This is a genomic window from Sphingopyxis sp. (assembly GCF_965227415.1).
GTDB lineage: Bacteria > Pseudomonadota > Alphaproteobacteria > Sphingomonadales > Sphingomonadaceae > Sphingopyxis.
The window spans coordinates 1970257-1995830 of record NZ_OZ245749.1; the positions used below are offsets into that span (position 1 = coordinate 1970257).

The window sequence follows — 25574 nt, forward strand, 5'->3', positions numbered from 1 at the left end:
CATGCCAGCAAGCGGGACCACTGACCCCACACATTTAACCATGCCGATCCACACATCGCGCCTTGCCTCAATGACATTATGTAAACGTCAGCGTAGCGTTATATCAGGTCGCTTGCAAGGAGTATGCTGCGCACAAATCGGCCGACAGATCGTTTGAATAAGCACAGGATACTCTTGCTAAGGTTAGATAAAATTGTCAGGTGAAATCCCTATGAGATTCTTTCTGAACCGATATCGCACCTTGGAGTTTATATTAACAACACTCGTAGGTGACATTAAATCTTTGCTTGCATTTGCCATCCCAGGCCGAGTGATTTTTGCAGGGCGATCCATGACAGCGTGAGCGCCGCCTTTCCCCGGACGAGGTCGGTTGCCGCCTGCTCCTGTTTGCGAAGCGTGCGATTTAGGTCAGCGCGCGAGATCACTCCGCCGGCAAATCGTTGTCGATCAAGATCGGCTGCGCCATCTGCCTGGGACTTGATCTGCGCGAACGCCACCAGGGCAGAGCGCTGCTGGCCAAAGCGCGACAACGCGCGCTCGGCGTCCTGAAGTGCAGAAAGCACTGTCTGTCGATAGTTGGCAACCGCCTCGGCACGGGCGGCGCTCGCCTGATCGACCGAGGCATCGACCCTTCCGAAATCGAGGAAGTTCCACTGCAGCTGCGGAATAGCGAGAATTGACGGGTTGCTCACATCAAAGAGATCGTCTGGCGACGTTCCGCCAAGTCCCAAGATTCCCATGAATGACAGCTTCGGAAATCGTGCGGCCTCCGCAACACCGATCCGAGCCGTTGCTGCCGCCAGGCTGCGTTCGGCCGCGCGGATGTCGGGCCGACGTGCGACAAGGTTTGAGGGGTCGCCCACCGCGACCTGTTCCGGCGGGAGGGGAACATCGAAGATCTGTTTCAGCGCTTCGTCCGTTGTCCCTGGGATCTGCCCAGCTAAAATGGCAAGCGCATCGAGCAATACCGCCGTGTCAGCTTCGGCCTCGGCGAGCTGAGACTTGAGCAACTCGAGCTCGGCATTTGCATTGCCGAGAGGGAACAGGGGCAAAACGCCTTGCTGATACCGTTGATAGGTTAGCGAGAGGATTTGATGCTGCAACTCGCACTCGGTTCGGTACGCTTTGGCTCGAAACTGGGCCTCGCGCAGGTTGACATAGGCATTGGCGACTTCGGCGGTCAGCTGGACCTTGGCATCCTCCACATTGGCAACCGCTGCCGCTGCCTGAGCGTTGCCGGCCTCGATCCGTCGCTGCGTTCCTCCTGCGAAATCCAGCTCCCAGTTAGCGTTGAGCCCGAGATTGTAGACACTGAGGCTATCATCCGCCTGTCCCTGCGGACTAACAGGCGCGCTCGCCGAAGGCGGGGCACTGTTCTGAATATCAAGGCCCGGCAAGCGGCCCTGAATAGCCGTCGCCTGGGTTCCAAGCGTCGGAAATCTTCCGGCCTTCTCCTGTCTCACGGATGCCCGCGCCTGCGCGATCCGCGCTTGCGCAGCCTGAAGCGAAGGATTGTCCGATAACGCGGCCTCGATAAGCCTGTTCAATTCCGGATCGTTCAAAAGGAGCCACCAATCTGCCAGCTCGGGCTCGGCATCGCTGACGTTACCGCCGGCACGGACAAAGCCGTCATTTCGGTTCGCCGAGAATACTTCTGGAGGCCCGGCGTAGTCTGGGCCCGCGACACAACCGGCCAGCAGAAACGAGGCGAGAAGCGATATTACAGATTTTTTTATCATATCAGGCTCAGTGCATCGAAAGGGAAACATTCCTGGGAAGCGGCTTCAAAAAGATGACCAAAGGAACGGTCATCAAGGTTAGGACGCCCATCGCCAAGAACACATCATTGTAGGTCATTACGAACGCGTCCCGCTGGATGGTCCGGCCTAGCATCGACATGGCACCCTCCATCCCGCCGAAGCTTTTCGCGAGTTCATCAAGATAAATCTGGAGCGAAACACTGTTGGCATTCAGCGTTTCTTCCATGCGCCGGCTATGGTGCCAGATCCGCTGGTCCTGAAACGAAGCCAGTCCGGCCAAAGCGAAAGATCCTCCGAGATTTCGAGCGGCGTTAAAAATACCGGAGGCATCGCCAGCATCTGTATTTGCCACTGAGGCTACGGTAGCCTGGTTCAGGAACATCATGGACAGAATCATGCCAACACCCCGAATAAGCTGGCTTTCGATGAATACGGCGCCCCCGGATTCCGCGGTGAGGCTTATGCTGACGAAACAGCTGGCCGCCATCAGAAGCATTCCGACTCCGACGGCAATGCGGATGTGGAGCCTACGGATCATTAAGGGCAGGATCGGCATAAGCACAAAGGCCGGAATACCCATCCAAAATATAACGAGCCCGGTTTGAAAAGCGTTATAATCCGATATGATCGCAAGAAATTGGGGAATGACGTAGGTCGAACCATACATCACCATTCCCAAGGCGAGAGCCATCACCGCAACGCTTCCGAATTGGCGATTGAGAAGGAGGCGGAGTTTCAGGACGGGCTTGGACGCATTCAGCTGCCCGTAGATCAGTGAAGCGAAACCGATGACGGCAATGAGGGCCAGCCAGCGAATAAGAGCGGATTCAAACCATTCCTCGCGATGCCCCTCCTCAAGCAACACAGTCAAAGCGCCCAACCCCAAAATCAGGCCGGCAATGCCCGCCCAATCAGCATCGGTCAGATACTCCCACTTCGGCTCTTCGTGAGGAAGCCCGACGAATAGCAGCAGCAGCAGCACAGCGCAGATTGGAACATTGACAAAGAAGGCATAGTGCCAGCTCAAATTTTCGGTCAGCCAGCCACCGATCAGCGGCCCCATGACCGGACCCAGAATCACTGTCATGCCGAACAGCGCCATGCCGATCGGCTGTTGATGGGGCGGCAATCTTTTCGCCACGATGGTCATCGCAGTCGGTATCAGCGCACCACCCATGAAACCCTGACCCGTGCGACCGATGATCATGGTCGTGAGGTCGGTCGCCATACCGCAAAGAATTGAAAAGCCGGTGAACGCGGAAACCGCAATGATGAGCAGATTTCGCAGTCCAAAAAGGCGTTCAAGCCAGGCGCTAAGCGGAATTACCACGATTTCGGCTACGAGAAATGCGGTGGCAATCCAGGTTCCCTCGGTGCCGCTGGCTCCGATTTCGCCCTGGATCACCGGAAGCGCGGAATTGACGATAGAGATATCGAGTGTTGCGAGCATGGCGCCAAGTGCGCCCGCTGCGACCGCTATCCACGCGGTGATATCGGCATTCCGCCTGTCTGCAGTCGGAGTACCAGAGGCGCTGTTCGATGCCAACTCGGCGGTCATTTGTCGGTACTCGAGATCTCTTTCAGCTCTCCGGCAGCATTTCGCGTGTCGACAACTGCCACAACCGACATGCCCGGGACGAGCAGACGACGCACTTTGGGCGAGGCTATTATCGCGATACGAACCGTTATCCGCTGAACAATCTTGGTGAAATTCCCTGTGGCGTTTTCGGGCGGCAGGATTGAAAATTCTGCTCCGGTTCCGGGGGAGATGCTCTCAACGCGTCCGGCAATCTCAAAGTCGGGAAGTGCGTCGACCTCGAGCTTGACCGGTTGCCCCGCCCGCAAAAGGCCGACCTGCGTCTCCTTGAAATTAGCGATGACGTAGATTTCGTTTACCGGAACCACCGTCATCAATCGCTGGCCGGGCTGAACGAATTGGCCGACCCTTACTGTTAGATCGCCAACGCGACCTCCCTTGCTGGCTCGCAGCAGGGTCGATGTGACATCTAGGTCGGCCGCTTCCAGCTGCGCGCGGGCCGCGTCAGCTTGGGCTTCGGTCTGGTCGATCTGTTTGAACAAGGTGGCCCTCCGACCGTTGGCGGCAGAGACTGCTGCCTGGGCAGCAACAAAGTCGGCGTGCGCTTGCTGCGCCTGTGTCTCATATTGTTGAAGCTTTTCTCGCGGCTCCGCACCGGTCGCGGCGAGGGGGCGATACCTCGCTACCTGCTCATTGGCGAGGTCGAGCGCCGCGCGCTTGGCGGCGAGTTGGGCCCGCGCCTGTCGAATCGCTGAGTCCTGTTCGGTTACTTGCGAGCGGATTGTGTCGGCGCCGGCCAGCGTCGCCGCAATCTGCGCACGCGCCTGTTGCGCCTGGGCTCTATAATCTCGCACATCTAGTTGCACGAGCGCCTCGCCGGGACTGACCCGCCCGTTCTCAGAGACGAGCACCGCGTCCACGTATCCGGCCACTTTTGATGAAACCACAACGCTGTCGGCCGCGACATAGGCGTTGTCGGTCGACTGCATGTACTGCCCGTAGGTGACATGCCTGTAATACCACCAACCACCTGCAATCAGCGCAGCAGTGATGGCTATGATGAGGATGAGGCGAAATTTGGGTTGCGATTTCAGGCTGGATGCGGGCGCGCGATCCTGTTCCCGCTCATTTGGTTCGTCGGTCATCTGCCTCTTTCGAAGGATTTTGGACATGTGCTAAGTCGCTTCATGGCGTGGCGTAGACCGTTCCATCCAGTTAGTAAAATCGTTTAGTAATTTGCGTTTTGGCATTCCCACGAAACGGACTAGGCAGCGGTATGAACGCAAATCTCGACACAATGCCGCCACGGCTTCGCGAAGGCGCCCTCACCGACGACGACCGTATGCTATATTTGATGGACGAGATTAGTCGGGGGGCGAGGCGCGCTTATGACGCACGGATTGCCAAGAGCGGCCTCAATCAGACGCAGTGGCGCATCATCGGACAACTTCTCCGCGAACCATCGTTGACGCAGGCCGGAATTGCCAAGCGACTAGAGTTGGAATCCGCCACGATCGGTCAAGCCGTCGCTGGCCTTTGTGAGAAAGGATTGATGGAAAGGCGACGAGCCAAAACGGACGGCCGGGCATGGCAGCTCATCCTGACCCAGGAGCTCGACAGGTTGTTGCCCCAACTGAGAGAATCCGCGGACGGGCTGCATAGGGTCTTATGGCGGAACGCCACGCGCGACGAAAAACGGACGTTGCTGGACATTCTTGTGCGGATTGCGTCGAATCTCGATCAGAGCCGGACCGATGCGGAATAGGACATATGCCTGGGTTCCGAGATAAACCGATAGGAGACATCGCACGCGCCGCCGAGATAGGACAGATTCTTGTCCGGCACGGCGCCAAAAGCCTGGCGGGCGCGCTCGGTGTCATTCCGCATCCGGCCAAGTCAATCGATCCAGGTGAATTGCGGCCGGCGGCGGTCGTCGCACTCCTGCGCGACATTGGTCCGGTCGGAATAAAGCTTGGACAGCTGCTGGCGACGCGCAGCGATCTGTTTTCCAGGTCCTGGATTGCTGCCTTCGCGACGCTCCACGATCAGGTTTCTCCGGTGCCATTCGAAGAAATCGAGCCCATCCTTGCCGCAAGCTGGGGAGCTGACTGGCGAGGGGAATTCACCCAATTCGATGAACAACCACTGGCTTCGGCTTCGGTAGCGCAGACCTACTCTGCTTCGCTGCTCGACGGCGCCGACGTTATCATAAAGGTGCGGCGTCCGGGCACTGCTGCGCGAATGGAGGCCGATGTGCGGCTGCTGTCGCGCCTCGCCGCCGTTGCCGAGGATCGATCCCCTGAAATCGCCCGCTATCGCCCCGTAGAGTTCCTGCGAACCTTTGGCAGAAATCTTGCCTGGGAAATGGATCTGGCAGCCGAAGCTCGTGCATGCGAGCGTATCGGTGGCTATCTTGACACGCTTGGGATCAAGACTCCAACAATTCATTGGGAACTGACGGGGATACGGGTCAACGTCCAGGAGCGGCTGTATGGAACGCCCGCGTCTGCGCTCGAGGCCGGCTCGACCGACCCACGCGTGGCGGCGTTCGCGAGACAATATGCGAATGCAGTCCTGCGCATGATCATTCTGAATGGCGAATTCCATGGCGATCCGCATCCGGGCAATGTTTTCCTTATCGGGGAACAGGATGTGGGCTTTATCGACTTTGGATCGGTCGGCACTCTCACGAAGGCGAGACGCGAGGAGCTGGTGCGACTTGTCATGGCTATAGCCGACGAGGACACAGCCGACGTCGCGAACGTGTTGCTCGAATGGGCCGGAAATCCAAAAGTTGACCGTGATGGGCTCACCCAGAATTTGGACCAGCTGATAGGTGAATTCAGAGGAACCGTCCTTTCGGGGATTGAGTTCTCGCATATTTTCAGCCGCGTGTTCGATCTCCTGCGAGACTATCAGCTCGCACTTCCGCCTGATCTGGCGATCCTTCTTCGAACATTGCTCACGGCGGAAGGGTTTGCGCGTTCCTTTGCGCCTGACTATAATATCGGGGAGGAAACACGCCCCATCATGTTGGAGCTGTTCGCAGAAAGATTCTCCCTTGGCAGGAATCGCGCCAATTTAAAAAAAGTTCGCCGACAACTCCTCGCCCTAGCGGCGATCATGCCTGACCTTCTCGATAACGCCGCCGCTATAGCCAAGTCCGGGCATGTGCCTGTCCAGATTGATCCGGCAAGTTTTGAGAAGCTCGCAGCCATTCGCCGCGCGAGCCAGCCTGTCAAAGGTCCTGTGGCGGCCGCACTTATCGTCTCCGCGGCGCTGCTTGCGAATCAATCCTGGGTGCTTGCAAGTGTTGCAGTGGCTCTTGCCGGGTTGGTTCTTCTGCGCAAATGGCGATAAGATCGTTGCTCAGCTTGAACGGGCCAGCGTCCAATATCAGGCCAACTGAGAACTGGAGTTTATGATGACACTGCAGAAGCCAGTCGATCCGGTCCCCGCAGCCACCATGCTGTTGCTTCGCGACGAGCCGGAGTTCCAGGTGCTGATGGTCAAGCGGCATCACCAGATCGATTTTGCATCCGGCGCGCTGGTCTTTCCCGGTGGAAAGCCTTCTGCTGCCGATGAAGCGCCTGAATGGGCCGATTATTGCAGGGGCTGGAAAACGCTAGATCCTACGCAGCGCACCCTTCGGATTGCCGCGATTCGTGAAGCCTTTGAGGAAGCAGGCATCCTGCTGGCCGATCATCGCGACGGTAGCGAGTTCGAGGATATTTGCGATCTTGAAAGCCGCAAAGCCGTCGAGCGAGGCGAGCGCGAATTTTTCGACATTGTGCGCGAGGCCGATGTGCAACTGCGCCTTGATCGCCTGAGCGAGTTCGCGCGGTGGATCACGCCCAGCTTTATGCAAAAGCGCTTCGACACTCATTTCTTCGTCGTTCGCGCCCCAGAGCGCCAGATCGCAGCATGTGATGGATATGAAACCGTTGATGCGGAATGGCTTTCGCCAAGCAAAGCCCTGAAACTGGGTGTCAGCGGTGAACGAACGATCATCTTTCCCACGCGATTGAACCTGCAACTGCTAGCCGAAGCTGCGAGCGCAGACGATTGCGTCGCGCGGGCCAAGGCTCGCGAAATCGTGCCGGTCCTTCCAGAAGTCATCCAGCGAGACGGCAAGAACATCCTCACTATTCCCGCCAACGCAGGATACGGCGCAGCGTATGAAATTTTAAGTTGAAAGGCACTGTTGGCACGCCCCCCTCGACTCGCGGGCGCACGAGAGCTAGGTCAGCACAGATCCGCCATTTGATGTGGAACCTCTGAAAGGTAGCAAGTACCTCCTGGTTGAGCTCTACTCGCGATTTCAGACAGTCGAGCGTCGTGTGAAACACGCGTCACGCAGGCATGTCAGTATTGCTGCTCGGGAACATGCAGAATCAGACCTTCCATCAAGGGCTCGATGGGGATCTGGCAAGCGAGGCGACTATATTCGTTCGCCCCTTCCGCAAACTGCAGGAGGTCTGCCTCCGCAGCGCCTTCGGCCAAGCGGCCGACCTTGTCGATCCAGGCCGGATCCACAAACACATGGCAGGTTGCACAAGCGCACACCCCGCCGCAATCACCGTCGATGCCCGGCACATCGTTGAACAGCGCCGCTTCGCGCGCTGTCTCACCTTCGGCTATGTCGACTGCCCTCCGCGTTCCATCGCTGGAAACGAACGTCACTTTGACCATATCAAGCTCCGCTTTTTTTGAATCAGCCAATCAGCGGGCGTGGAGCCTCACCGGCAGTTTCGTAATCCCTCGCACTAGGTTCGAGAACAGGCGCTCGGGTTCACCGGTCACTTCGATCTTCGCGAACCGCTTGTGGATCTCTTCCCAGATGATCCGTAGTTGCAGTTCTGCGAGCCGGTTGCCCATACAGCGATGAATGCCATAGCCGAAAGACAGATGATGCCGTGGGTTCTTACGGTCTATGATGAACTCGTCCGCCCTGTCGATGACCGTCTCGTCGCGGTTACCCGACAGGTACCACATCACAACCTTGTCGCCTTTTCTGATCTTCTTGCCGCCGATCTCCCAATCTTGCAGCGCCGTGCGGCGCATATGGGTCAGCGGTGTCTGCCAGCGGATGATCTCTGGCACCATGCTAGTGATGAGCCCAGGATCGTTATTCAATTTCAAATACGCGTCCGGGTTCTGGTTCAGTGCCAGGACACCACCGCTGATCGAGTTGCGCGTGGTGTCATTGCCGCCCACGATAAGCAGCAAGAGGTTGCCCAGAAACTCCAGGAAGGGCATGTCCCGTGTCGCCGGAGAATGCGCCATCATGGAGATCAGGTCATTCTTCGGCTCCGCATTGATGCGCTGCTCCCACAGACCCTTGAAATACATTGCGCATTCGATCAGCTCTGCGCGCCGCGCCTCATAGGATGCGACGATCCCAGTTTCAGGGGCGGCCGTTGTGACGTCGGACCAGCGCGTGAGCTTGCGGCGTTCCTCCCACGGGAAGTCGAACAGAGTCGCAAGGGTCATTGTGGTCAATTCGACCGACACCTTATCAACCCAATCAATATCTTCGCCGACCGGCAAGTCGTCGAGGATTTGGCATGCTCGTTCGCGGATAGTTGGCTCAAGCAGCAGCAAGTTGGACGGCGCGACCGCACCAGTAACGGCCTTTCGTTGCTGGTTGTGCTTTGGTGGGTCCATCGCGATGAACATTTCAAGTTCAAGCGCGCTTTTCGCCGAGTGCATGTCCTCGATGGCGATACCGCCGAGCTTCGCCTCTGACGAAAATACCTTATGGTTGGTGTCCACGGCCATGATGTCGTCGAACTTTGTAATCGACCAATATGGTCCGACATAGCTTTCGCGGCAGTAGTGGACCGGCTCCTCTCGGCGAAGCCGCTCGAAGAACAGGCCGACCGTGTCTTTCTGGAAAAGGCTCGGACGCGCAACATCAATCTCGTCGATCGGGATGAAAGCGACCTTTTCGCGGATATTCGGCTCCACCATGTCGGTATCCATGTCGCGCCCTTCGTCGATAACAGCACAATTGCCCTACTTGAAATCGTAAATCCCTTCTCAGGCTCAGTCAATAATGCTTATAAGGTTTTATCATTTTTTTGCATCTGAAACATTTTTATCTCACGCCCATGGACATAAACGGAACTTAAATCTTATAAGGCTTCGTGACAGGGGTGAGACAGAGTGATGTTGCTGAAAGTCGAAAACGCGAAGAAAGCTAAGCGCGCACTCTCGCTTGCCCAGCACATCGTTCGCGATATCGAGGCAGGTGCACACGCCCCGGGCGACAGGTTGCCGCGTGAGGAAGAAATGCTTGCGCGATATGATGTCGCGCGAGCGACCTTGCGCGAAGCGCTCCGCTTCCTTGAGCTCCAGGGCGTTATCCATCTTCAGCTGGGCCGTAGCGGCGGTCCGGTGGTTGCGCGTCCGCAGACCGGCGACTTTGCAAACAGTCTCTCGCTAATTCTGCATTTCATGGACGCCGACCTCAGAGGCCTGCTCGAACTACGCGAAGCGATCGCCGCGGATGTTGCCGCCTACGCCGCGCAGCGCGCGACTACCGGCGACCTGAGCGCACTCGCCGATTGCCTCAAAGAGCTGGAACGAAATGAAGCCGGAGGCCAGTTCGAGGAACTGAACCGTCGTTTTCATGACCTTCTCGGCTGGGCCAGCGGCAATCCATTGTTCGGGCTATTAACGTCGACGCTGCATTTAATTACGCGCGAATTCTCTCACTCACTTGGCTATTCGGCGCAGGAGCGAGCGGTCCAATTGCGATTCCTCCGCCGTGTCCTCGAAGCAGTACGCACCGGGGATTCCGAAGCGGCGCGTCAGGCCATGGCCCGGCTCGTCTCGGGATCCGCGTCCTATCTGGCAGAGCGAAGCCCCGAGCTTGTATCCCAGCGTGTCAGGTGGGGGCAGATTTAGAAAATTGCGTCTGATCGGGCGCGGAACGGAGAGGGTAGGATAATGGCGCTGAAGAGCCCTGTTTGCAAAATTCTCGGGATCGAATATCCGATTCTTCTGGCTGGAATGGGCGGGGCGAGCGTGCCTGCACTCGCTGCCGCGGTGTCGAACGCAGGCGGACTTGGTGTTCTCGGCGCTGCCGCATGCTCGCCCGACCAGTTACGTAGCTGGATCAGGCAAACCCGCGAGATGACCGACATGCCTTTTGGGGTCGATACCTTGCTGCCGGCGTCTGTCAGGCGCGGTTCGGCGCCGGAGAGCGGAGGTGTAGCAGAAAACCCCCTGGCTTTGCTCGGCGAATATCAGGAGTTCACCCGCGAATTCATGGAGCGCGAGCATTTGCCCGCAGTGGACGCCGCCACGGCGATGCGCGCGGCGGGCGCCCCGGACATGGGCAAGGGCGGACTGCAGCTGTTCTCGCGGGAGTTCTTCGAAGCGCAGATGGAAGTAATCATCGAAGAAAAAGTGCCGGTCTATGCCGCAGGCCTTGGCAATCCCGAACCGTGGATGGAACGCCTTCATGCCAATGGCACCAAGGTCATGGCGGTGATCGGAAAGGTCAAGCACGCCCTGCAGGTAGTGGAATCGGGTATCGACCTGATCGTCGCGCAGGGTCACGACGGCGGCGGCCACAACTCTCCTGTCGGAACCTTCTCGCTGATTCCGCAAGTGGTTGATGCAGTCGGCGATCGTGTTCCCGTAATCGGTGCGGGAGGAATAGCCGATGGTCGCGGAGTCGCCGCAGCGATGATGCTCGGCGCCCAGGGGGCGTGGATCGGATCGGCGTTCCTCGCAACCGACGAAGCAGGTATCGAACAATTTCAGAAAGAAGCCATCATCGAAAGCGGCGATGCCGATACGGTGGTCAGCCGATCGCTAACGGGCAAGCCTGCCCGGATGATTCGGAACAAATGGGCCGATGCTTGGGTGGCGGCCGGCAAAGAGCCGCTTCCGATGCCTTATCAGTCGATGGTTTCGGGGCCTGTCATGGCTTCTGGCATCAAGGCCGCACGCAAGGACATCATGCCCGGCTTCGCAGGCCAGGGGATTGGTCTGATCGATGCGATCCGCCCAGCGGCAGTCGTGATGCGCGACCTTATAGAGGGCGCGGAGAGAGCATTGGCCGGCGCCGGAACTCATTTCTGACCGGCGAGCGAGACAGGGACGCGGCATGAATCTTTCATCCACCCTTTCCTTTGCCGACAAGGCAGCAATCACCGGGGTCGGCCAGACCGATTTCGTCAAGGGCACCGAGCGGACTGCAGTGGAAATGATGCTCACCGCCTCGCGCCGGGCCATCGCGGATGCTGGACTGAAACCCTCCGATATCGACGGCATGGTGCCGCCGCCAATCTATACGACGTCGGAGGAGATGGCCGCCAATCTGGGCATTGATGTGCTGCGCTATGCGGCAACCGTGCACATGGGCGGCGCCAGCCCGACAACGGCACTACAGAATGCCGCCATGGCGATCGCCTGTGGTCTATGCGATCATGTGCTCGTGACACTGGGCTGGAACGGCTATTCCGCTCTCAGACCTAAGCCGGGCGCCCCGCCCACCCGGCCGATGAACATGAACACCCTGACCAATACGATCCAAGGCTACTACAGCCCCTACGGCGTATTCTTGCCGGTGCAGATGTACGCCTGGCTGGCGACCCGTCACTCGAAGCTCTACGGCGTTGGCGAAGATGCCATGGCGGCCGTGGCGCTCGCCTGCCGCCGTCATGCGCAATTGAATCCACGCGCCTTTACCTATGGCCGCGAACTCGACGCGGAAACCTATTATTCGGCGCGCTGGATATCTGAGCCGTTTCGCCTCTACGATTGCTGCCTCGAGACCGATGGCGCCTGTGCTGTCGTCCTCTCGCGCATGGACCGTGCCAAAGACATGCCGCATGTGCCCGTCAGCATCGCCGGCGCGGCCGAAGGCCATCCCTATCCCGCCGACGACATCCCTTCCCGCCCCGACCCCTTCAAGATCGGCCTCAGAGATGCCGCCCCGCGCGCATTCGATATGGCGGGCGTCACGCGCGACGACATGGACTTCCTCCAGATCTACGATTGTTTCACCTATATCGTTCTGCTGCAGCTCGAAGCGCTCGGATATTGCGAGCCTGGCGCGCAGGCCGAATTTGTCGCCAATGGCCAGATCGAGCTGGGCGGGCGCTTACCGATCAACACCCATGGCGGCTTGCTTAGCGAGGCGCATGTCTGGGGTCTCAACCATGTTGTGGAAGCAGTACGACAGCTGCGCCATGACTGCGGCGAGCGTCAAGTGATCGGAGCCCAGACCGGCCTTGTGACAGGCTGGGGAGACCTTGGCGATGGCAGCATCGCGATCCTCAGGAGGTTTGCATGAGCGACGAGCATGATGTGCCTCCCAAGGCGCGGCCCTCCGCGCAGGCAACGCCGGCCAAGCCGCGGCCGCGGCCGCAGGACCCGATCGAACAGGAGTTCTGGAGGCTGTGCCAGGACGGTCAACTCTATTTCCAGCGTTGCGGAAGTTGCGGCATCTTTCGCCACCTGCCTCGCTACATGTGTGCACGATGCGGCTCGCCAGACTATTCCTGGGAACCCAGCAGCGGCAAGGGCACGCTTTTTTCCTGGACCGTGACCCATCAGGCGCTGCATCCCGCTTTTGCCGCCGACGTCCCGTTCGTGGCTGCCGTGGTGGAACTTGAGGAAGGCGTGCGCATGGCCACGCGCCTCGTGGATTGCGAGCGTGACAGACTCGCACTCGATCTGCCGGTCGAACTCGATTTCGAAATGATCGGGGGGGACTTTCGCCTTCCTGTTTTTCGTCCGCGTGAAGGGTAGAGACGACATGGATCTCGACTACGGCCCCCAATATGACGCCTTCCGCGCGGAGATCCGCGCCTTTATCGATGCGCACAGACATTTGGCGCCACCCTCCGCCATCCGGTTCTCCCGGCCCTCAGCCGAAGCTATCCGATGGCAAAAGCTATTGATCGAGCACGGCTATACGGCGCGCACGATACCGGCCGAATATGGCGGCTACGGAGCGGCGCCGGATATACTCAAATCGCGCATTATCGCGGAAGAGTTTTCGCGAGCTCGGCTTCCGAGCGGCTTGGCGAACCAGGGCATCTCAATGCTCGTCCCGACTTTGCTCGAGTTGGGCACCGATGAACAGAAGCGGCGGTGGATCGCAGCAACGCTGACGGGCGAAGTCGTGTGGTGCCAAGGATATTCCGAACCCGGTGCGGGATCGGACCTCGCCAACCTCAAGACCAGCGCGCGCATCGAAAATGGAGAATTCGTTATAAATGGCCAGAAAATCTGGACCAGCACCGCGAAGCAAGCCGACATGATCTTTTGCCTTGTGAGGACCGAACTCGAGGCCTCGAAGCATAGCGGTATCTCTTATCTGATTTTCTCGATGGACATACCGGGGATCGAGGTACGCCCCTTGAAGACGATGACCGGTCACGCCGAGTTCAACGAGACATTCTTTACTAATGTGCGGGTTCCGGTGGACCAGATCGTCGGCCAGCGAGGACAGGGCTGGTTCGTCGCGAACGCAACGCTTGGCCACGAGCGCGGAATGCTGGGCGATCCCGACGCACTCGAGAACCGACTGCAGGCATTGATTGGCCTGATGCAGCAGGAATCCATCGGCGAAGGTCGGGCGATCGACAATGCGGTCCTGCGCGACCGGCTGGTGGCGCTCCAGGCCGAAGTGACGGCGATGAAATGTAATGGAATGCGCATTCTATCGAACAGCCTCAAGGGCGAGCCTGGCGGCATGGCGAAGCTGATCGTCAAACTGCAGAGTTGCGAGGTCGCGCATCAGATCTCTGCGCTGGCGATCGACGCGATGGGCGAGATGGGCATTTTGTATCACCGCAGCCCGCGGGAACGAGACGGAGGGGCTTGGCAATGGAACTATATGTTCCAACTCGGCCTCATAATAGGTGGCGGCACCGCGCAGATCCAGAAGAACATCATCGCCGAACGTGGCCTCGAGATGCCGCGCGAGCCGAAGCTGGCGCGGATTTCCGACGAAGCGAAGGGAGCTGCAGGCATGCAGACCGACAGGCAGGGAGCGGCGTGATGGACTTCGGCCTTTCGCAGGATCAGCAGATACTGCGCGACGCGGTTGCGCGGTGTCTTGCCGATACCTCCCCGCTTGAGCATGTCCGCGAATGTGCCGGGCGCGACAACCCGTTAAGTGACACTATTTTCGGAGCCCTCCACGATCTGGCGGTCCCAGCCATGCTTGTCCCCGAAGAGCATGGTGGCCTAGGCATGACCCTTCTCGACGCTGCGGTCGTGGCGGAACAACTCGCCTATGCGGTCACACCAGCGCCATTTCTAGCCAGCGTAGTTCTCGCCCCGATCGCGCTGAGCGAGGCAGGAACTAACAAGCAAAAGTGCCAATGGCTTCCGAAGATCGCGCGTGGCGAGGCCCGTATCGGAGTCGCGATTTCCGCGACGGTCCAGGCGCGCGACGGCGCGGGAGTTCAATTCGCCGAAGGGAAGCTTAGCGGCACCGCCCTGTTCTGCCTCGATTTCGAAGGCGCGGACGCGTATCTCGTAGCGGACGCCGGTGGCAGGCTGCACCTCGTCCCAGCCCTAGCATCGGGACTCAAGGCGACCCGCCTCACCACCATCGATCGCACGCGCAGCGTGGGAGAATTGTCCTTTGCGGCTGTCGAGACCGATCCGCTTGCCGACGACGGCGGCACAGCATCGGCTCGGCTGCGCGATGCTGGCCGCGTGATCCTTGCCGCCGACAGCTTGGGCGCAGGGCAGGCCATGATTGAAAAGGCGGTCGATTATGCTGGTCAGCGAGAGCAGTTCGGCCGCCCTATCGGCAGCTTCCAGGCGGTAAAGCACATGTGCGCCGAAATGGCCGCACGCCATGAACCGTGCCGCGCGCTGGTCTGGTACGCCGCCCATGTCTTCGATGCGCTGCCGGAGGATGCATCTCTCGCGGCTTGCCATGCGAAATCCCTCACGGGCGACGTCCACCGATTTGTCGCCCGCACCGCCACTGAAGTGCATGGCGGGATGGGGTTCACCGATCTGCTCGGCCTGCACTACTGGTTCAAACGGATCGGCTTCGATCGGCAGGTCTTGGGTGGCCCCGAAGCGGTGCGAGCCGAGGCAGCGGCTCTGCAGGGTTGGACGAGAGCAGCCTGATAGTACTGGGAGTCGTGCGCGCCGATGCTGCGGCCCCGTCCAGAGAGGAGAATCAATGTGATCGACTGGAATCTCGGGGATATTCTCGACGCGATCGAGCCCGTCATGCCCGAAGATGCGCCGGCTCTGATACATGGAGACCGGATCGTCACCTGGCCCGAGATGTCGGCGCGCTCGAACAATATCGCCCGCGGGTTGCGCCAACGCGGCATCCGCGATGGCGCGAAGGTCGCCTTCTATATGCGCAACCGACCCGAATATGGCGAGTTGATGGCGGCCTGCTTCAAGGGGCGTTTGACGCATGTGAACATCAATTACCGTTATCGGGCCGAAGAGGTGTTTTATATCTTCGACGATTCCGACAGCGAGGTCATCGTTTACAGTTCGGAATTCCGCGACACTATCGTCGAACTCAACGACCGGCTTAGGAAGGTTCGCACCTTCGTCGAAATTGGCGAGCTGTCTTCAATCGCGCCCTTTGCGATCCACTATGAGACTCTCGCGCAAGAGGGGGACGGATCGGCGCTCGGCATTACACGCTCGCCCGCCGATCTGCTTTTCATCTATACGGGTGGTACGACCGGAATGCCCAAGGGCGTGATGTGGCGTCATGATGACATGCGCAAGGCCCAACTCGACGCACAGAAGTTGCTCGGCCCCGTTCCAGAGACACTCGAAGAGAATGTCGCGCTGATCGCCCGCGAAGGCCCGGGCAGGCGTACGCTTTCCTCTTGCCCGCTGATGCACGGAACGGGCTTTATCACTGCGATCGGCACGCTGATGTCTGGCGGCGCGATAGTTACATTGGAGGCATGGTCTTTCGATGCCGAGGAAATGTGGGATACGGTGGAAAGGCACAAGGTGGAAGGCATAGCGATCGTGGGCGACGCCTTTGCCAAGCCAATGCTTTCCGCGCTCGACGACCACCCTGGCCGCTGGGATACCAGCAGCCTCGTTACAATCCTCTCTTCCGGTGTGATGTGGAGCAAGGAGGTCAAGTCCGGCCTGTGCCGGCATATTCCGCAAATCGTACTGATGGACAGTTTTGGCGCATCCGAAGGCCTGGGCTTCGGCCTTGCCGTCACCACTGCGGAGGGCGGCACGAATACCGCGAAATTTGGGATCGGCGAGTTCTGCGATGTTTTCGACGAAACCGACCAGAAAGTCGAACCGGGGAGCGGCGTGCCGGGATTTATCGCCCGGAAGGGTGCGATCCCCAAAGGCTATTACAAGGACCCCGAGAAATCCGCGAAGACGTTTCGCACGATCGATGGGGTGCGCTATTCCATTCCGGGCGACTGGTGTCGGGTAGAAGCCGATGGCAGCCTTACCTTGCTCGGCCGCGGAAGCGTCTGCATCAACACGGCGGGAGAGAAAGTTTATCCCGAGGAGGTCGAGGAAGTGCTCAAGACCCATCCCGCCATCGGGGACGCGCTGGTCGTAGGCGTGCCGGATGATAAATGGGGCCAAGCCGTAACCGCGATTGTCCACCTCAACGACCACGCCCAGTTCGACGAACAAGCGGTCAAAACCCATGTGCGCGCACATTTGGCGGGATACAAAACCCCCAAGACCATAATTCCGACAGACATCCCCATGCGAGCCTCGAACGGCAAGGCCGATTATGCAACGGCAAAAGCGATTGCCGAACGATCGAATGTCGCGACGTGAGATCGACTGGCTCTCCCGATTACGATGCCGTGATCGTCGGTGCAGGCTTCAGCGGCATCTATCTGCTGCACAAATTGCGTGACGCCGGGTTCAAGGTGCTGCTGGTAGATGCGGCCGCCCAGCCCGGCGGCATTTGGTACTGGAATTGCTATCCCGGTGCCCGCGTGGACTCGCAGGTACCGCTCTATGAGTTTTCGATACCCGAGGTTTGGAAATCATGGGCCTGGAGCGAGCGCTTTCCCGGATGGAAGGAGCTCAGAGCCTATTTCCGGCATGTTTGCGATACGCTGGGCCTTTGGCCGCTTATGCGGATGGGATCGAGGGTCGAAAGCGCAAGGTTCGATGAAGAGGGACGACGGTGGCGCCTGCAGCTTGAGGGCGGGGAAGGAATATCGACACACTTCCTTCTGCCCGCTTTGGGATTCGCATCGAAGCCGTATATTCCCGATATGCCAGGAATCGCGGCGTTCGAAGGCGATTGGTGTCACACGGCGCGATGGCCGCAACAGGGTATCGATCTTTCGGGCCGCCGGATCGCCGTCATCGGCACTGGTGCGAGCGGAGTGCAGATCGCGCAGGAGGCCGCCAAATGTGCAGAAAAGCTGACCTTGTTTCAGAGGACTCCTATTCTGGGCCTGCCCATGCGCCAGGAACGGCTTACCGAAGACATTCAGCAGCGTGATAAGCAGGGCTATCCCGCCATTTTTGTTCGGCGCAAGCGAACGAACGGGGGATTCGAATGCCAGTCGCTTGACATCTCCGCGCTCGATGTAGACGCCACGACGCGCAACAACCATTTCGAGACCCTGTGGCGGCAGGGCGGCCTCAAATTCTGGTACAACAACTTTGCCGACATACTGACCAATCGCGAAGCGAACCGCTACGCCTATGAGTTCTGGCGCAAAAAGGTTCTCGCGCGGATCATCGACCCCGTTCTGGCTGAGAAACTTGCGCCTGCGGAGCCGCCGCATCCTTTCGGCACGAAAAGACCCTCGCTCGAACAGGGATATTATGAAATTTTCGAGCAGGATAATGTCGCGCTGGTCGATCTGAAGGCAAACGCGATCATCCGTATCGAGCCCCAGGCCATCAAGATGGAAGACGGTGAGGTCGAATGCGATCTGATCATTTTTGCGACCGGCTTCGATGCCGGGCGTGGCGGGTTGATCGACATGAACATCACCGGGAGGGAGGGGCTTCCCCTTTGGCAGGCGTGGGAAGACGGTGTGCGCGCCTATCTCGGCATGGCGGTGTCGGGTTTTCCCAACATGTTGTTCGCTTATGGTCCTCTCAGCCCGTCGGGTTTCGCCAATGGCCCGACAAGCGCGGAAATACAGGGCGACTGGATTTGCGATTTCATGGTCTGGTTGCGTAGGAGGGACATCGATCTTTTCGAGGGCAAACCGGCTGCCGAAACTGGCTGGACTGAAATGGTTGCCGCGGCTGGCGCGATGACGCTCTTTCCCGAGGCGGCCTCATGGTACATGGGCGCGAATATTCCGGGAAAGAAGCGCCAGCTCATCAATTTTCCGAGCGTGTCTGGCTATGCCGCGCTCTGCGACGAAGAGGCGGCCGGCAGCTATGCTGGCTTCGCTTTCGAAAAACTCACACGCAAGGACGGCCCAACAATATGAACGAGGCGGTAAAGATTGAAGATTGCCCCGAGGACATCGACGCTCTCTGGGCGGGCGATGGTTCGCATCTGCCCGAATGGTTCGTTTCCGCTCTCAGGGTGCCGCGCGAGGAAGGCTATGTAGAGATCGAGGGTGCCAAAGCGCATTACTTTCGCTGGGGCGACCGGGCGAAACCCAAGGTACTGATGACGCACGGTTTTCTCTCGCATGCCCGCTGCTTTTCCTTCATCGCGCCGTTTCTGGCCGAAGATTATGATGTGGTGGCCTTCGATCTTGCCGGCATGGGCGACAGCGAAATGCGAGGGCACGCCGACCCCTTGGCCAGGGGGCGCGAGTTCGGCGAAATTGCCGAAGCGCTTGGACTGTTTGCGGATGGCCACAAGCCCACGATCATTGCCCACAGTTTCGGTTCTGGCGCAGCGTTGACGGCCGTCACCCAATCGCCCGATACCTTCTCCGGCATTGTGGTTTGCGACCTGATGGTCATGCGACCTGCGCTCTTGCAAGCGTATTGGAATCTCCGCCGCGCCAGCCCCGGATCCGGCGACCCGGACAAAGCCAAAAGTCGCTATCCCAGCTACGACGCGGCGCGCAGTCGATACGTCCTTTCCCCACCCCAGCCTGTCGGTGAGCCATTTCTTTTGGACTATATGGCCTTTCATTCTCTGCGGCGTGACGGGGAGGGTTGGACGTGGAAATTCTCTCCCGAAGTGTTCCGGAGGAGCAACCGGCCCGACGAGTGGCTCACCATCGGCGAGCGCCTAGTGAACGCGCCGGGCCGCAAGGCTATCGTTCACGGCGAGGAGAGCCAGCTCTTCAACCGGGATTCCGTGGCATATGTTCGTGAACTGGGGGGAGGAGCCATTCCGATCATTGCCGTGCCTCAAGCCCGCCACCATCTGATGCTCGACCAGCCGCTGGCCTTTGTCACCGCGTTGAGGAGCCTTCTCCGGCTTTGGGAAGCGCCGACTTGAGCAACGTCTAGCGCGATTTTATGGTTGCATGCGACCGTAATGGCGATGCGAAAATTGCCGATCCAACATTTAGTTGAACGATGAGGCCTCTTTTGCACAGCAAGACATAAATACTAAGGCCGAGGCAGAAATAACCAAGCAGAGTTCATATGTTCTGTTTAGATCTTCTTCTCTTGCCTGTGTTGCTTGGCGCCACAAAGAAATCTATCGTGGCACAGTTGGTCGATATGCCTTCCGAGGCAAACAGCAAGGCAAGGTCATGGAGCCACAAAAGGCTGTCCAGCTTCGGCGGGACATGCGCTCGGGATCGGGCGTGCCGTACCGCAGCCGCATCCAAAAGTCGTCGGCGCGCGCTCGACCGTGCCAAGGCTGAAGCGCTGACAGCAAGCATCGGATGTATAAACTGATTTCTTCGGATCTGAGATGGAACACCTCCCAGCGCCCCGAGCAATATAATAAAGTGCCATAATAAAGTTCTTTACCAAATACCGAAAAACTGCTCAGCTTCAAGCCGGGCGGCGAGAATCTTTTCCTCTCCGGAAATCTCCTTCTGGCCACCTCTCAAACTCGGGGCAGCTCGGCGAGCTGCCCCATTTTTGAACATCGACTATCGGGGAAAAGGACGGGTTCGCGTAAGAAACTAAAAAATCGAGACAGGGAGAGAAGGGTGATGAATAACAAAGCTTATTTGTTGGCAAGCGCCGTCCTGATGGCGTTGCCACAGGTCTCAAATGCTCAGGAAGCCATAGCTGAAGAGCCAGATGGCGGTAACGATGTCATCGTCGTGACGGCGCAACGTCAGGCGCAAAGCTTGCAAGACGTGCCGATAGCTGTCAGCGCATTCAGCGCTGAGGCGCTTGAAAGCCAGCAGATCGAAAATGCCTCGGATCTACAGCTGACGCTGCCCAATGTATCTTTCTCGAAAGGCAATTTCACCTCAGCTTCATTCACTATTCGCGGCGTTGGCGACCTGTGCGTCGGCGTCACCTGCGATGCTGCGACCGCAATTCATGTCAATGGATCACCCTTGTTCGGAACACGCCTGTTCGAGACCGAATATTTCGATCTGGAACGGATTGAAGTCCTTCGCGGACCTCAAGGCACCCTGTTCGGTCGGAATGCGACCTCCGGGGTCGTGAATGTCGTGACCGCGAAACCCAAACTCTCCCGTTTCGAGGCTGAAGCGCAATTCGAGTATGGCAATTTCAACAGCATCGAAGCGCGTGGCATGGTCAATGTCCCGATCGGGGATATGATCGGCGTGAGACTGGCGGGCATATATGTGAACCGCGACGGTTATACGACGAATCTTTATGATGGATCGGACATCGACACTCGGGACCTTTACGCGTTGCGAGGCTCACTTCGTTTCGAGCCCGGTCCTGATACGACGATCGATCTCATGGGCTATTATTTCCGGGAAAAGGACACGCGCCTCAGAAACCAGAAACAAACGTGCCAACGCGATCCATTGGGCGTGCTCGGATGCCTGAACAATCGACGTGATTTCGATACCACGAACGCAAATTCCACGGTCGGTGCGACGCTCAGTTCTTCCGAGTTCTTCGCCATTCAGGGCATTCCCGCCGTACTCGGCCTTGGCAGCCTTTATGGCCCTGACGGGTTTTCCGGGTTTCAGGAGCCTGGCGATGTGCGTGTCGTCAACACGGCCTATACGCCCTTCTATTTTGCGGAAGAGCTACAGGTGCAGGCGCGCCTTGAGCAAAAATTCGGCGCGATGACCCTGACGGCCACCGGCATTTATCAGGATACTGAAGTCGATTCCAGGCAGGACTATTTTCTTGGAATTCAAAGCCGTGCCGGTTTCGCCCCGGCGCTCAATACGCTGGCCTTTTTTGCGGCTAACGGATTGCCGACGGGTCTTGCTCCGCCGGCGCCGGCCTTCATTCCCGGCTCCTCGGCCTATTTTTCGCCGATTGCCGGCGCTCTCATCCCGGACGGTCCGCAGGGCGTGCTGTGCACCTCGGATAATGATGATGGAAGCAGAGGCGCTTTCGAAGGGAACTCGCTGTGTTCCGAAACGCCGCTTTCTTTCGATCGATCTTCGGAACAACGCGAATCGTGGAGCGGAGAGCTCATCCTTACGAGTGACTTCGACGGGCCGTTCAATTTCCTGTTGGGGGGAATTTACGCGAAATCGAAAACCACCGACAATAGCTATTATGTGAACTCGTTTGCGCTCGATTACGCCAGTGCCATATTGGGTTCATTCGGCTCCTTGTCGGGCGGCCTTCCGCCATCCTATTTCGCGACGTCGATGTATCGGAACAACTCGCTGGAATCGAATCTGGAGAGCTATGGGATTTTCGGCGAGGTCTATTTCGATCTAAGCGACCGGCTGACGTTGACCGGGGGGCTGCGTTACAACAATGACAAGAAGGATGTAACGGCGCGTACGACACTGATCAGTTTCCTGAACCCTTATGCCAACGATGGAGATCCGTTCGATACCCCGATAACGCCTCTCACCGGGCCGTCTGGACTTTTCGATGCCGACCCGGGGACACCGGGCCAACAGCTCGCCCAGTTTCGCGAAGTAAGCTTCGACGAAATTACCGGACGAGCAGTTCTGGCCTTCGAGGTTACGCCGGACAATTCACTCTATGCATCTTACTCGAGGGGTTACAAATCCGGCGGTATCAATCCTCCGCTTTCTCCGATTTTCGCCGTCAGCGAGAGTTTCGGCTCTGAATCGATCGATGCCTTCGAGATTGGCTCCAAGAACGTCTTCGCAAACGGCGCGTTGCAACTGAATGCCACCGCATTTTACTACAAATATAGTGGACTGCAGCTCAGCCGCATCGTGGCAAGAACGTCTGTGAATGACACGGTTGACGCCAATATCTGGGGTGTCGAACTGGAGTCTGTCATCAGGCCGGACCCGAACTGGCTTATCAATCTGTCCTTCAGCTATCTCAATGCCAAGGTCGCCGGCGATCAATTCTTCTCCAATCCGCGTGATCCGGGCGGCGGAGATCCTGATGCCGTGATTATCAAGGACATCAGCAATGGTGCGCACTGCGCTGTCACGGGACCTGCGCCTGGCGTTGCTGATGCGTTCGTTGCGGGAGTAAATGCGGCTCTCGGCCTTCGCGCACCGCAGGAATTTCCTTCGGACGGCAATATCGCCTCCAGCGGCGCGTTCGGCATTTGCGGTGTCCTCGCGAGCGCTATCCCTGCGAACAGCGGGATCCAGGTATTGAGTCCTGGCGTCGAGGTTAACATCAAGGGCAACACATTGCCCCAAGCGCCGAATGTCAAGGTCTCGATGGGCGTGCAGTACACGGCAGAGGTTGGGAATGGTATGACACTCGTCCCCCGCGTCGACATTTCCCTTACCGGAAAGCAATATGGCAATATCTTCAACGGCAGGATTAATCGTATCGAACCTTTCGTCCAGGCAAATGCGGTTTTACAGTTGAATGGCGCCGACGAGCGCTGGTTTGTCCGGGGGTTCGTTCAGAATATTTTCGATAGCAACTCGGTTACCGGACTTTATGTCACCGATGCATCTTCCGGTAATTTTACAAACATCTATACTCTTGATCCGCGGCGTTATGGTGTCGCCATCGGAGCAAAATTCTGACGATTTAGCGGTTCCAATCTAACTCGCATAGAAATCGCGGCGTCGGAGAGACGGGGGAACCTTCTCCGACGCCGGTTTCCATGCGCCAGGCCCAAGGCACCGAAAGGGGGGCATCTGCGACGGAAAGAGGCAAGTCATCTGGAGCCATCTCAAGGATCTCCGAATTTCGCGGCCTGTGCTTGCGATGTCGCATGCGACCGACGCGAACGGCGCGCTGACCGTTGCCCACGGGCACTTGTAGGAAGCACGCTGGTCTCCGGCACCGCGAGCTCGCGATCAATCCGGCAGCGTTCGGAGGCGGCACGATCATCGCGGCGGTTTGTGGCCCCTGATTGCCGAGTGCAGCATGACACTCTTGGCCGCCGCATCGATCACGATATTCCCAAGCTTGCTTGCGAACCTATAATTTTTGAACAGAAAAGAGATATCCAGATCCCAATCTGGCAGCCTGGTTTGCGCGGTAATTGAGCCATTCGGCGAGCAAAACACCCATCTGACGCGCGGCGCATCTTGCCACGCGAAGGCCCAGCGGTTCCCACGCAAAGCGACGAGCATTTGACATGGGACCATCGGCGAGTTCGGGAACGCCAGTCGGAGACAGCGCGAGGCACGCGTTCATGATCGACAAACTCATCCGCGATGGCCGAACCGATAGCGGTTGTGGGCATTTGTCTCGACACGTCCGAAACCGGAAGACCAAACTTCAGCGAGGAAGCTTATTGAGATTCACCGCGGCGATTGCAGTTGACGGCTTGAGTTCCGTGCGAGCAAAATTTCGAAGCGCTTTGGCTTCTCTGCGCGCCCGCCAAATGTGCATCATTGGCGTTAAGGTCGCGGTGGCAAACCGTCCGAGGTCGGCGTCTCGAGTTCAAGGGGGCCGACGGAGATGAGACCTTCTGGATCGGACAAGGGCCCGGTCTGGCTGACCGTGATTTCTGTTTGAGGTCCAGCCTCGCCATTGCGGTCGCTGCGCCTAACTTTCAATGCGTCGATTTCGCGTTTGCGCAGTTCCAGATAGAGGGTCCGTGTCTCGACATAGGGATCAAGGCTTTCCTGTTGCAAGCGCTGGATTTGAGCGTCGCCCTCGATGCGGTCATTGAGTTGCCTGACCACAGTTGTCGGAACGGCATATGCCGTGCGGTCGAAAGGCGCGCCGACCGCGGTCGGCACGACGAGCAAGTCAATGCTGTTGCCCGCCAGATCGCGCAATGTCGTCGACCCGATAAGCGGAAGATAGAAATAGGGACCGGGCTCGACGCCGTAGAAACCCAATGTATTGGCAAAGCCGTTGCGTCGGTAAGGCAGATTGAAAGGCATTGTCTTCGCGACATCGAAAAGGCCGCCGACACCAAATGTCGTGTTTACGGCGAAACGGCCGAGCGTCTCGGCAGCCTTGCCGATCTTGAACTGTAACAGGAAGTTCAGAAAATTGACGGGTTCGCTGAGGTTACGCAGTGCATTGCCCAGCCCGTCGCGAACAGGTTCGGGTACGATACCTTGATAGCCCATCGCGACTGGGGCCACGAGCGCCGCATCGATCGACTGGACCGCCCGATAAGAGGCAATATTGACCGCTTGAAACGGATCTCCCGGCGGCGCATCGCCACGGGCCGTCACCACAATATCATGGGGCGCCGAGGGCATTTCGGCCATAGTCTCGTCGTCGGAGGTTGCTGGCGCGGCTAAAGAGGGATGCGGGGTGTTGCCGAGTGCTGGCACAACGATCGGCGGCTCGGGTGGGGCCGAGGGATCATCTACCCGCTGCAACTCGGTCTCAGTCTGGCTTTCGGATGCGAGGTCGGTCGGAGGCGGCGCTACCCCGGACAGAAACAGAAGCGCGGCGACGGTTGCAGGGCTCATCGCGCGCGCGATCCCGCCACCATGAGAGGGGCGAACATTAATTCCATTTGCCAAACTCCTGCTTCGGCCAAGGGCCCGAAACGACGACCGACGACGCTCCCTCCATCGACCCATGTCAGCTGACCCACGATGCGGCCAATCCAGCTTTAATACTCCCCCATGAGTAGGGAAACATAAAGAAGCTCGGCCTGCCGTTTAGCCCAGCAACGTCCGTACGGACGGGCAATGGGACCAACCTGTTCTATCAGGTACGATTTTCGCTGGAGGACCCGGCATAGGCACTTTGCCGACGGTCGCTTAGTTCCGGGCTGGGCGGAAGCGGCTCGAAAACTAACTCTGCGGACGCGCCCGGTCTCAGCGCGAGCAACAGTCCCGCCGTCAAGAGCGAGCCGAACATGCTCCGGATCAATG

Annotated in this window: 19 protein-coding genes; 13 read left to right on the plus strand and 6 right to left on the minus strand. The window is 58.5% G+C overall.

All coding sequences use genetic code 11. From position 1 onward, the window contains the following. Nucleotides 1-275 precede the first annotated feature (275 nt). Genes ACO055_RS09665 through ACO055_RS09675 form a run of 3 tightly spaced genes read right to left on the minus strand, consistent with a single transcriptional unit; the run spans nt 276 to nt 4442 of the window. Nucleotides 276-1739, minus strand: a complete 1464-nt coding sequence (locus ACO055_RS09665) for an efflux transporter outer membrane subunit (RefSeq protein WP_037557608.1) — start codon at nt 1737-1739, stop codon at nt 276-278. Between the two features lie 7 nt (nt 1740-1746). Continuing rightward, the gene (locus ACO055_RS09670; RefSeq protein ID WP_293702501.1) at nt 1747-3318 is read right to left on the minus strand and encodes an MDR family MFS transporter; all 1572 of its coding nucleotides are present in this window, start codon (nt 3316-3318) and stop codon (nt 1747-1749) included. Further along, nucleotides 3315-4442: an HlyD family secretion protein gene (locus ACO055_RS09675; RefSeq protein WP_293645087.1), complete on the minus strand. Its 1128-nt coding sequence runs from the start codon at nt 4440-4442 to the stop codon at nt 3315-3317. The genes ACO055_RS09670 and ACO055_RS09675 overlap by 4 nt, the downstream gene beginning before the upstream one ends. Before the next feature lie 131 nt (nt 4443-4573). Between ACO055_RS09675 and ACO055_RS09680 the strand changes: the two genes are divergently transcribed. The 3 genes from ACO055_RS09680 to ACO055_RS09690 all read left to right on the plus strand — a co-directional run bounded on the left by ACO055_RS09680 (nt 4574) and on the right by ACO055_RS09690 (nt 7492). After that, on the plus strand, nt 4574-5062 hold the full coding sequence (locus ACO055_RS09680; protein WP_052182484.1) for a MarR family winged helix-turn-helix transcriptional regulator: 489 nt from the start codon (nt 4574-4576) through the stop codon (nt 5060-5062). A gap of 5 nt (nt 5063-5067) precedes the next feature. Continuing rightward, a complete protein-coding gene (locus ACO055_RS09685; protein ID WP_422062362.1) occupies nt 5068-6657 on the plus strand; it encodes an ABC1 kinase family protein in 1590 nt (529 codons plus the stop codon). Between the two features lie 64 nt (nt 6658-6721). Continuing rightward, on the plus strand, nt 6722-7492 hold the full coding sequence (locus ACO055_RS09690) for an NUDIX hydrolase (RefSeq protein ID WP_088443995.1): 771 nt from the start codon (nt 6722-6724) through the stop codon (nt 7490-7492). Between the two features lie 170 nt (nt 7493-7662). On the opposite strand, the gene ACO055_RS09695 is transcribed toward ACO055_RS09690, so the two are convergent. Beyond that, on the minus strand, nt 7663-8019 hold the full coding sequence (locus ACO055_RS09695) for a 2Fe-2S iron-sulfur cluster-binding protein (protein ID WP_229667584.1): 357 nt from the start codon (nt 8017-8019) through the stop codon (nt 7663-7665). After that, complete coding sequence (locus ACO055_RS09700; protein ID WP_293645092.1) at nt 8020-9282, minus strand: cytochrome P450; 1263 nt, start codon at nt 9280-9282, stop codon at nt 8020-8022. It abuts the gene before it with no gap. Between the two features lie 186 nt (nt 9283-9468). Here ACO055_RS09700 and ACO055_RS09705 point away from each other — a divergent pair, with 186 nt between their 5' ends. From ACO055_RS09705 to ACO055_RS09750, 10 genes are all read left to right on the plus strand, one after another. Then, the gene (locus ACO055_RS09705) at nt 9469-10209 is read left to right on the plus strand and encodes a FadR/GntR family transcriptional regulator (RefSeq protein WP_037557604.1); all 741 of its coding nucleotides are present in this window, start codon (nt 9469-9471) and stop codon (nt 10207-10209) included. 42 nt (nt 10210-10251) lie between these two features. Further along, nucleotides 10252-11394, plus strand: a complete 1143-nt coding sequence (locus ACO055_RS09710; protein WP_422062363.1) for an NAD(P)H-dependent flavin oxidoreductase — start codon at nt 10252-10254, stop codon at nt 11392-11394. A 25-nt stretch (nt 11395-11419) separates the two neighbouring features. Further along, the gene (locus ACO055_RS09715) at nt 11420-12610 is read left to right on the plus strand and encodes a thiolase C-terminal domain-containing protein (protein WP_293645096.1); all 1191 of its coding nucleotides are present in this window, start codon (nt 11420-11422) and stop codon (nt 12608-12610) included. Further along, on the plus strand, nt 12607-13068 hold the full coding sequence (locus tag ACO055_RS09720; protein WP_088443972.1) for a Zn-ribbon domain-containing OB-fold protein: 462 nt from the start codon (nt 12607-12609) through the stop codon (nt 13066-13068). The genes ACO055_RS09715 and ACO055_RS09720 overlap by 4 nt, the downstream gene beginning before the upstream one ends. Before the next feature lie 7 nt (nt 13069-13075). Then, complete coding sequence (locus tag ACO055_RS09725; protein ID WP_422062364.1) at nt 13076-14326, plus strand: acyl-CoA dehydrogenase family protein; 1251 nt, start codon at nt 13076-13078, stop codon at nt 14324-14326. Then, nucleotides 14326-15417, plus strand: a complete 1092-nt coding sequence (locus ACO055_RS09730; protein WP_088443970.1) for an acyl-CoA dehydrogenase family protein — start codon at nt 14326-14328, stop codon at nt 15415-15417. Before ACO055_RS09725 ends, ACO055_RS09730 begins: the two co-directional genes overlap by 1 nt. 57 nt (nt 15418-15474) lie before the next feature. Further along, nucleotides 15475-17088, plus strand: a complete 1614-nt coding sequence (locus tag ACO055_RS09735) for an acyl-CoA synthetase (protein ID WP_293645102.1) — start codon at nt 15475-15477, stop codon at nt 17086-17088. Nucleotides 17089-17117: 29 nt separating this feature from the next. Beyond that, a complete protein-coding gene (locus ACO055_RS09740; protein ID WP_293645104.1) occupies nt 17118-18722 on the plus strand; it encodes a flavin-containing monooxygenase in 1605 nt (534 codons plus the stop codon). Then, nucleotides 18719-19696, plus strand: a complete 978-nt coding sequence (locus ACO055_RS09745) for an alpha/beta fold hydrolase (RefSeq protein ID WP_037557592.1) — start codon at nt 18719-18721, stop codon at nt 19694-19696. The genes ACO055_RS09740 and ACO055_RS09745 overlap by 4 nt, the downstream gene beginning before the upstream one ends. A gap of 670 nt (nt 19697-20366) precedes the next feature. Further along, nucleotides 20367-23303, plus strand: coding sequence for a TonB-dependent receptor (locus tag ACO055_RS09750; RefSeq protein ID WP_137752008.1), 2937 nt, complete (start codon nt 20367-20369; stop codon nt 23301-23303). 825 nt (nt 23304-24128) lie between these two features. Here ACO055_RS09750 and ACO055_RS09755 read toward each other — a convergent pair. Further along, nucleotides 24129-25163, minus strand: coding sequence for an MlaA family lipoprotein (locus tag ACO055_RS09755; protein WP_422062365.1), 1035 nt, complete (start codon nt 25161-25163; stop codon nt 24129-24131). Nucleotides 25164-25574: the final 411 nt, after the last annotated feature.